Origin of the sequence: Vibrio sp. LB10LO1 (assembly GCF_010092875.1) — a bacterium.
In the GTDB taxonomy this organism is placed as follows: domain Bacteria; phylum Pseudomonadota; class Gammaproteobacteria; order Enterobacterales; family Vibrionaceae; genus Vibrio; species Vibrio campbellii.
On sequence record NZ_JAADJW010000061.1, the window covers coordinates 1 to 10,544 of the forward strand.

Consider the following 10,544-nt stretch of genomic DNA (forward strand, 5'->3'; position numbering starts at 1 on the left):
TTTCAACCAACCAAAGGATCGTTCAACTGATCATTTGCTTAACTGATCGGAGTTAGCCCGAAGGCGGTTTTTTTGTATCCGAGTACTAATTCTCTACCCAGCTATCAATCATATCGATCCTCGCTTCGAGCAAGCTATCAAAATGGTCGTTGTAACTCATCCACTTCTGAAGGTTGATATGTGGTTTAAATTTAATTTCCTTAGAATGATCAGCATACTCAAGGTCTGTTTTGAGCTTATTAAGCTGTTTAGCAGCCTCAACTTCGTCTTCTTTGTACTTGAGTTTGATCCAGTTACTTGGAATTCTAGTCACACCACTATCGACCATGTGCATTCCATCACCTTTCTCTAAATCTAGTCCTGCTCCAAACGGAGCATTGACTTGTATACCAAAGTTGATGCCTTTCCTTGAACTACTTGGTGCAATCATCGGCCTTAAGCCATTTACTTTGTGACCAAATAGATTGATATAAGAAAGCTCTTCCACACTGGCAAACAAAGTGGTTTCTTCCTCCCTTGCACCGCTCCAAGTCGATAGTGCTATACACTCTAGACTTTCTGAATTCATCTTAGCTAGGTCTTCTTGAAGCTCAGATAGCGATTTAGGAATTCTTTCGATTTCAGATTTTTCAAAGATAAAAGAGTCACCCACCTTTTTCACTGTTCCGAGTCGTGCGACTGCTTTAAAATCTGTCACTGGACATAGGTTTGAGCCAGGCCATAAGTTTGGATCATAAGAGAATTGAACGTGAATTGGGATTAGATTTTTATCAAAACCTTGCTCCTCTAAATTATCAGGATCACACGGTTTTGAACGAATCAGTAGAGTTGCGGTCGTTTCTTTATTCCAGTCAAACGCAGTAACTTTACCACTCATGCGCTTATCAGCTTTTAGAAGAGGATCATCCCCACCTTTCTTAGCAGAGGCGTATTTTAAGCCACTTTGCCCTAAGTAAAGGCTCACTTTTGCCCCATCAAAAACCTGTGGATATCGTACTTTCTTACCCTCAGGTGGCGTTAAAAATGTCTTCTCATAGAAGAGACCATCGCCAAAAATAGCGCCGCTAAAGTTGATAAAGTCTTTTGTTAACTCATATTGACGAGATGGTGACAAAGTCACGTTAAATCGGTCGATGGTTCTCTCTTTGCTATCTGTCGAACCAAACGAGCGCAGCACATTGACACGCTTTTCTGTCTTACTTTGACCTGGCACATTTAGCTCAAAAAAGTAGCTCAGGAATTTGAAACCACCCGAGACGATCGAGCTAGCAGCTGTATCAAAGAGACTCTTCAATGCAACATCATCGTAGTTAGCAACTGGTCGAATACCAAATACACGTGTAGTACCAAAGAAATAACTTGGCTGAATAATGACGCCAAGTTTCTTCGCATTATTGTCATCGCCAAAAATCACTTTTCTCTCTTGTTCAGAAAAGTTCACAGGTGTTAACTCTGACACATATTCTATGTGAGTAGAGGCAACACTATCACTCCACTTCCAGTTTCCTTCATTTGAACTATGTGAGATGACATCAAGACAAATCGGCAACTGACCAATAACGTTGCTGTTATCTTCGCTCCCAACCCCATCTTTTACCAGCGCTACGACCTTAACATTGTCATAGGGTGTCAGCATTGCACCGTTATCTCGATAATATTGCTCAAACGGCACCCAATCATCATATTTTGGAACTGAATCATTACTTTTATAAGGTCGACGAACAAAGACTTCGACTCTCTCGAAGATACTGTCATCTAATCCTGTTGGTGGTTTATCCCCTAGTAATGCTTCGAAATGGCTGTCGTCTTGACTTGCTCTGTAATGAATTGGGAAGTAATGGTTATATCGCTGAGCTTTCTCAGTCACCAAGTCGGTCAAATCATCGGATGAATAATGGCGGTAAACATTAACACCTTGAGCGTATATTTTGGCAACCGAAGCGCTACCAATTTGGTTGTATGATTGACTGTAGCCATTTTTCTCCATCCAAACTTCATCTAAGTGTTCAGCACCCAGCAGTGAGATATCAACACTCCAATCATCATTGAGGATGAACTCATCAATATAGCCCAGCACATCGAGGTCACTGAACTGATTGATTTTAGGACCACTCAGCACATCAGCGTCACTTAATATCCCGCCACCGCTAAAAGCAGGATTCGCATTGACAGCGTGAAAGCTCTTAATCAAGCGAATCAAACCATTCAACGCAATCATTCGCTTCATATACGATTTTAAGTACACTCGTGTCGCATTGGGGATATCTGGCTGTGCTAAAAATTGGTTAAACGCCATAAGATCTTGATGACGGATGGAATCAACCTGCTTAACGCATTTTTGATATTCAGTGTTTGGCTTTAAGAGGTCCATAATGGCAGCAGCAAGCTTTACACCTTCCACCCCAGCGGCAATAACTTTTGCTGGCGGGAAGGCCATGGCCGCCCCACCAATTAATGCATTCAAACCGGATTGGATAAACTCCAGCATCGCCTGATCTTCGTTCATGTCTGTGGCAATTTTTATCTTTGCCGCCTTTTCAACATTCATAAGGCCTGCGCGACACGGCGGATATTCAACAGAACGGCTAAACGCGAGATAGATTTCAACCCGACGGTTTTTTACTCGCTCTTCAATCGTACGGTTGGTATTACCAGGTAACGAAACTGCATACCCTTTTGCAACAATTTTGAACAAAGGGGACCAAACGCTTCGAGCGTCCGGAGACATCGCATCAAGGATGGCCTCTTTGACAGAAACAGCACGCTTTTCCGATAGAGCCAAGTTGTAAGCTTCTGACCCCATATTACAGGTATGGCCTGTTATGACAATTTCGAAAGGGTTACTGATTAACGCCTGTAACTGCTCAGCGATTCTTTTGTGCACACTACCTTTTTCAGTGACTTGGTAAGAATCGAACTCAAAAAATGTCATGTTCAACCGAAGTAACACGTCTTCTACACGCTGGTCTAGTGAAACACTGCCTTCTTCTACAAACAAATCTGGCATTTCATTTCTTAGTTGATTGACAGCATTTTGATACTTCTCTTCCGTTCCCTGAAAAGCTTGTGCTTTATCTGCCTGTACAGAAGCGGTTGTTGCCATGTATTCCTGTATTTTAGATAGTAAATCTCCGTGTGCTGAGCCTTGAGCTGCTTGACTTCCGCTCCAATTGGCATAGCTATTGACGGCATCGTAACCCAGCTCCGCAATAGTTAGCGGTTTATCTAACATGTCTAACGCTTTCGTTCCGATCCGCCCTGCGCCAGTAAGGTATGGCAAAATGGAAGCGCTCCATAACGGAGAGACTCTATCCATCTGCGCATGAAACTTCTGACTAAACCACACTATTTGTGCATTAATGCGGCCATTCATAAAGTGAGCAGATTGGGTCACTTCATTCGGATAGTGATCATTTAGGTCCGCCACAGCTTTGATGAAAGCTGTAGAGGCTTGTGTTACACCCAATGTCTTTGTGGCAACTAGGGCAACTTCCCTAAGTTCGGCTTTTTCACTATCTTTGAAAAGCTCTGTAGCTGATGCCGCAAATTTACTTAATGTTATCCAACTGATGCCATCTTTTAACACACCGGAGGTTGTCTCCAAACTGCCTTTTACTGTTTGAAAAGTCGCCCACGTTGAGTTTGGTAAACTGGTTTTGGTATCCTTTCGTTCAATCAGTTTTTCCGGACTGTCGTAAGGGAATGCTTCTAAATCGGCATTCAAATAAGGGAAGAATTGTGGGGCATGATTAATCAAGGCCTCTTCAACGGAGATAGGGTCACCATTAACAACAGCAGTGCGACCAGCGGTTGTATGAATATCCAAAGCAAGGGCATTTTCTTTTAGGCTATATGACTCCGGTATCCCGCTAGCTCTTAGAGTCATTCTGACTTGCTCGGCGTCGCCCCCATTAATTTTCTTTGAAAAATCAATATCAATACGAACAGAGGTTAGTCGGTCATTTAAAACTAAAACACTTTCCGAGTTTAGCCAAAACGTCGCGACATACATAGACTCTTTTTGGAGAGCTTTACCATCTGTAGAATAATCATAACGCACTTCTTTAACAATCGATGTAGGTAAAACACCATTACCCTCTTTTTCAGAGCCTTGGATATTAATGCCTTTTGGTACATCTGCTAATGTCACTTCAGCGCCGATGTAGTCCATCGAAGAAAAAACGACCTGAATTGTATAAAACTGCGGAACTTCCACTATATGTATTTGTTTAGAGTGGCTCTTATTAAACCACTCTGCGTAGTTGTTAAAGAAATCACTGCTTTGGTCAACTTGGTCCGAGGGGGGAGCTAGGCAATCTTGCTCGACACTAACGCGCTTAACGCTTAGATCGGTCACACAAGCAGGTTGCCCTTTATCATCTTTTATCTCCTTTAGATCTTTATAAGACAACAAGTTATACAGTTTAGTTAACCATGGCTCTTGGTCTTTACTCACTTGGGCCGCATTCGCCATCTGGCTTAATGGCACCAAATAACTTGGGAAAAACAGCACATCTTGCACGGCGCCCTTGTTAATCGCGGCTTCCACGCAACCTTTTGCCAAAGGAGCCCTCAGTAACTCAGCGCCTATCTGATCAGCGTTGAATTCGCGAGCCGCTAAAATATTAAGTTTGCCATACTCATCACTAACTGCGATCGGATTTTGGCTACTGGTAGATATCTGTTTGTTAGTAGCAGTATGGTCTGCAACAAACTCTTGTTTAACTTCTAAGCTAGGAATAACCAATGTTTCATGGGCTAATGGGAAAAAGCGCCCAACGGGTTTGCCATCCCTGTCATGCAATCTCCCCATTAGATAAAGGCCTGGAATATCGTACCGTTTTACCATTTCTTGACCCCCATATATTCCCTAACTTGATCCATGTCTTTAAACAGCGCTTTCATATCGTAATACTGAGCACAATTCCGGAACTCTCTTCGGCTCCTTGCGCAATCCCAACGCATCTTTTCGGTCACTTTTGGCAGCAGCTCATCGAATTGTGCCTTGGTAGGGATAGCAGGCATAAAAGGACGCAAATCCATATTCTCAAAGTCTTCGTAAATATCAGCTGGTATGTAAAAGTTGATTCGATTTAATTTCTTGTAGTCAAACTCGCCACTACCGATTTTTAACGCGTAGTAATAACTCAAACCATCAAACATCCCAACTTCTTCAGGTTGCTTTAATCTCAACAATCGATTTCCGTATGCTCTGGCATACCATTTACCGCGTTGAAGTGGATACCTCTCAGGAGAGTCTTCCAGCTTTTCATTGGGAGTTTGAAACGAAAATAGTTCGTATGGTTTTCGGTCACCACACATCATATAGCTATATATCGGACCGCGTGTATAACCCTCTTGACATTGATCTGCTACGTACTTTTCTTGATTGATAAACGTCATTGCTGGAAAGCTAAATACCAGCTGTTTTACTTTTCCTCGTTCACCGCGCCCATCTCTTTTTGCAACGCTATAGATAAATCGCCCGTTCAGTTGATCGATAATAAAAGCGACGCCATCTTTTGATGGGTTCCAGATTTCGCCATTAACCTCGAGCTCCCCTTCAAATGTATGCTTAGGTTTTTTGGTTTTTAAATCAAGAAAGTATGGATTTCCATCTTGGAAATTTAAATAGTAATATTTACTGCTATCAAGGGTAAATGTCCCTGAGTGGCATGCATCCATTTTCGCCAAAATTTCTCTATTTTTAAGATCGTAAACCAAACAATGTCGGCCACCAAAAGATGAATAATTGAAAGCTACGTATCGCCCATCAGCGGTGCGCTGCGTGTTGCCCCCTTCAGGTAGTTCGCCAACCTCATCTCGACTCAATAATAGGCGAACATCACTACCATCTAAGTTCATGGTGTACATATTAGAGTCGGAGCCATAGTTAAACATCACTTGGGGTTGAGTGTGCGTTGCATTCCACTCTTCTAAAGGTGCCCCTTCTAGAGGATCGATTACTATTCGCCACCCCCTAATTTTAGCAATCTCTCCCGTGTGCTTACCAAAAGACAGGTTTTCAATTATGTAGCTAAGATTAGTTTTATAATTCTTATCCATTTGAGGCTTGCTTTGCCAATGTATAACACCAGCTCCAGCCAATAAGGCAGCAACAATGGTGCTGCCTATTATGATTTTTTTCATATTTCGCTCATTCTCTTCATGATTTGATAAACCGAGGTCTAACGCACATTACCCGTGTTATCACACATTAATTGGCGTTGATAAGCTCTAGCATCATGTCTAATGTTTTCTTTTGACGCTCTCTTTCTTCATTAACTTCATCAGGCACTCGCTGTTCTTCGTGCTTAGAAGCCATCGGTAATTCTGGTGGTTCTGCGGTGATCTCTTGGTATGTCAGCCCTTCAAACATCATCACCGCGCTGTCTTGCCCCCCAAGGTGCGAAAGCACAAGTGTAAACTTTCCTTTGGGAGGCATACCTGTCACTAAGGCACTGATATAACCATCCTTACTGGTTAACTCAAAGGGCTCGGTAACTCGCCAGTCACTTTCAGAATCTTCCATAATGGCAACTAAGCCGTCATACGAAGCCAACGAGTAAGGGTCTAGCTGTTCTGCCAATGGGCCATCTGCTAAGCCAACTTCCAAGCGGACAAGAAAACCACTGTTTTTTCCATCCACATAGGCAATCACTGTATTACTCTGGTCATAGCTGCGAACGATGGCCTGTTGGTCACTCAGCCATGGCATGTCGTCTTCGGTCACTTTGTGGATGGCTGCGCTGTCTACATCGGAGGTGAATTCTTTTGCACTGAATGACTGTGCGTCACTGTAACTGCTTAATTCATCTAATGGCGTGCTGGATTTATCTAGCAAAGCAGCATCCGATTCTAATGCTTCAATTTGAGCAAAGCGCTTTTGCTTTGGTGAGAAAATGATCTTGAGTCCATTTTCTCCCTGTTGGACTTCACCCGATATTTTGTAAGGTGCCCAGAAATGCGCCATAGCAAAACCGCTTGCGCTTCTTTGTATTACCTGAGGTGTGTCTTTTTTCTTTTCTTCTTGCTCTAGCGTGCGGTAATACTCGACGTCAACATCTTGGTAGTAACCTTTCTCGTTTATCGCCATCTCTCGCCAAAGCTTTCCTTTCCAAAACACATAAAGGAAACCACCACGCAGGTCAGAAGCTTTTGCTTTGTCGTTGCTACCATCTAAGTAAGCCAATGGTCTCACCGGCACCAACACGTTATCCCACTCATCCATCTGCGTTTCTTTATCGACGGGTTGCAAATCTTCGGCGAGTTTAAGCAAGATTGGCTGAGGCTGGTCGGAACAAGGGATTTTGATATAAAGCGTTTTGCCTTCAGCATCCAGATCTTTAAACGTAGCAAGGCTGCGGTGTTTGTTCTCGGTATCAGCCTTACCTACAGTCACTTTTTCTTTTTGAGCTTCGGTTTTTCCCAACATCAAACAGGCTGCATTGCTAGACCACTGCCCTGCAAACTCGACAACGATTTTATGTTCTGGACTTTGTTCATAAGGCACATGCGCGTAACTGCGAACCAAAGTAACATCGTCCGTTACCTGCTTATAACCCGCTTTATAGACTTTGCTCTCACCAGTCGATGAGACAGATTCAAGCTGTGCTTTTAGCCTTGGGAAACTTTGTAATTGGGTATCTGTTAACGGCGTTCTACGAGAGAAGGAAGACAACGCCACCCAGTTCCCACTTCCTAACTCATTTCGAATAGCCGTTAGCAAGCCAGCGCTAGACTTTTTAGCAGAGATTGAGATCTTCTGAGCAAGCTCTTTAGGCAGGTTTCTGAGAATGTCTTCTGAATTTCGCACACGCGAAAGCTGCCCAATACACTCATCAGGTGTAAGGACGTAGGATAGCTCGTTGGAGGAAAGCTTCGAGCTAGGTATAAATTTGCAAACTAAATGCATTTGAATTCTCCACAACCAACATCGTAAATATGGTTGCGGTGACGTTTAAGCTGATAAGGCTTACTGGTACGATTTGGTGCGTTAATGCTACTAATTTAATTCATAACATTCAATCACATAGAAAAACCTGCAGAAAAACCCAAAACGCCCCAAACCAACAAATTAACAGTCCATAAAGTCACTTTAACTAGCAATTTGGTCACATTGCCTACTGTGCTTATTCAAAAAGAAGGCTTTAGGAAAAACAGTTTTTTTTACTTTTGAGCAGAAGTTAACAAATTCAGTTTAAGCGCTGATTGCCACAGGTTGAGATTTTGAAGGGATATGCACTCCTCAGTAGCAATAAATAGCTTATCGCTACTGAGGAAGTATGAATAAAAAAGGTGAGTGCGTGTCACACTCACAAAAACGCGTAATCGCTTTGATGTGATGCTAGGCTGGTGCCACTTCATTACAATTACACAACTGATAGGTAGTACCCTACCTTATGCAGAACTCTATACTTGGGGTATAGCATTGCGTGTAACTATATAATATTGCGCAATATTCTCAACGTGGCACATTCACCACCACATACCAGTATTGACCCGCACAATCACTTTAATAACAACTAAAAGCAAAATTGCTCTAGGCATTCTAGATGTTTGACCTTGTAGAAAGACCGTCGAATCATCTGGCTCAATTATGAGAAAATGCGAATCATTTGACTTAGATCACTTAAATACGAGCAAAAAGAAAGCGAGCTTAATGCTCGCTTTCTTTTAGGCTGCTTTCTGGGAGGGTAACTCCGCGGAATAACTTTCCCAATAGTTTGGAACAACAAGCGCTGTAGTACTAGAGTAATTGAATGTTGTACTCATCTCGTCAGCGATCGCAGATAGTGAATTGGTACCATTTGCATAAACGGTTATTTCTCCGTCTTTCAAAGTAGACAAATCAAGATCAACGGTCCATGTACCATCGGCTAACACTGTTGCACTGCCTATAACCTCTAAGCTATCGGTATCAACAGCTTTGAGTGCTATTGAGTCCCCCGCCTCAAAACGAGTAGTTGTGCCATTGATAGTTACTGTTGTTGCACCTGTGACATCGTTTACTGTTTCAAAAGCGATAGTAGGAGTCATAGCTAACACTTTGCTAGAAGTGAATGACTCACCAACATTGCCCGTTGCATCATTAAAGCCTTGCAACGTTAACGCCACACTCATCACCGAATCCGCAACTGACGCGACTTCTGCTGTACCCACCCATTGGGTCTGAGTACCCGATTGTGCTGTCCAGTTGATCGCCGCTGTGCCCAGCGTCGAACCCGTTGGCGTGGTGACGCCTTTGTCGAACGTGGCTGTGACGGTCACGCTCTCACCCGCCGCTGCGTACGTTGGGTTAATCGATGTTTGACCGTCGTCCACCGTTGGCTTGGTTTGCGTCAACGTAAATGTCGTACCCACTTCTTTTGCTGGTGCACCCAAGTCGTTAGTACCATTTACGGTTACTGTAATGGTGCCGTCTTTAAGACCTGAGACGTCTAACGCCGCGTTCCATTTACCCAATGCAGTCACTGTCGTGGTTTGCGTGACTTCTTTATTGTCCGTATCGACCGCTTTGATGGTCAATGTATCGGAGGTTTCGAAGCGTGTGCTATCGCCACTGACGGCAACGCTTGCAGCGCTCGCTTCGTTAACATCACCGATATTTTCAACGGTTAAGGTTGGGGTCATCACCAGCTCTTTGCTAGAAGTGAATGCCTCACCGGCATTGCCCGTTGCATCATTAAAGCCTTGCAACGTTAACGCCACACTCTTCACCGAATCCGCAACCGACGCGACTTCTGCTGTACCCACCCATTGGGTCTGAGTACCCGATTGTGCTGTCCAGTTGATCGCCGCTGTACCCAGCGTTGAACCCGTTGGCGTGGTGACGCCTTTGTCGAACGTGGCTGTGACGGTCACGCTATCACCCGCCGCTGCGTACGTTGGGTTAATCGACGTTTGGCTGTCGTCCACCGTTGGCTTAGTTTGCGTCAACGTAAATGTTGTCCCCGCTTCTTTTGCTGGTGCGCCCAAGTCGTTAGTCCCGTTCACCGTCACCGTAATGGTGCCGTCTTTAAGACCTGAGACGTCTAACGTCGCGTTCCATTTACCCAATGCAGTCACTGTCGTGGTTTGCGTGACTTCTTTATTGTCCGTATCGACCGCTTTGATGGTCAATGTATCGGAGGTTTCGAAGCGTGTGCTATCGCCACTGACGGCAACGCTTGCAGCGCTCGCTTCGTTAACATCACCGATATTTTCAACGGTTAAGGTTGGGGTCATCACCAGCTCTTTGCTAGAAGTGAATGACTCACCAACATTGCCCGTTGCATCATTAAAGCCTTGCAACGTTAACGCCACACTCATCACCGAATCCGCAACTGACGCGACTTCTGCTGTACCCACCCATTTGGTCTGAGTACCCGATTGTGCTGTCCAGTTGATCGCCGCTGTGCCCAGCGTCGAACCCGTTGGCGTGGTGACGCCTTTGTCGAACGTGGCTGTGACGGTCACGCTCTCACCCGCCGCTGCGTACGTTGGGTTAATCGATGTTTGACCGTCGTCCACCGTTGGCTTGGTTTGCGTCAACGTAAATGTCG

General features: G+C 44.2%; 4 protein-coding genes. All 4 read right to left on the bottom strand.

Annotation, left to right across the window (positions count from 1 at the left end; genetic code table 11):
• Positions 1–85: 85 nt before the first annotated feature.
• Positions 86–4,849 carry an OmpA family protein gene (locus GXP65_RS24105; protein ID WP_240335023.1) on the bottom strand — a complete coding sequence of 1,588 codons (4,764 nt, stop codon included), beginning with the start codon at positions 4,847–4,849 and terminating at the stop codon, positions 86–88.
• Complete coding sequence (locus GXP65_RS24110) at positions 4,843–6,150, bottom strand: hypothetical protein (RefSeq protein ID WP_162093895.1); 1,308 nt, start codon at positions 6,148–6,150, stop codon at positions 4,843–4,845. The genes GXP65_RS24105 and GXP65_RS24110 overlap by 7 nt, the downstream gene beginning before the upstream one ends.
• Positions 6,151–6,217: 67 nt before the next feature.
• A complete protein-coding gene (locus GXP65_RS24115) occupies positions 6,218–7,915 on the bottom strand; it encodes a hypothetical protein (protein WP_162093896.1) in 1,698 nt (565 codons plus the stop codon).
• A 761-nt stretch (positions 7,916–8,676) separates the two neighbouring features.
• The coding region (locus GXP65_RS24120; RefSeq protein ID WP_162093897.1) for a tandem large repeat at positions 8,677–10,544 on the bottom strand (1,868 nt) is incomplete at its 5' end.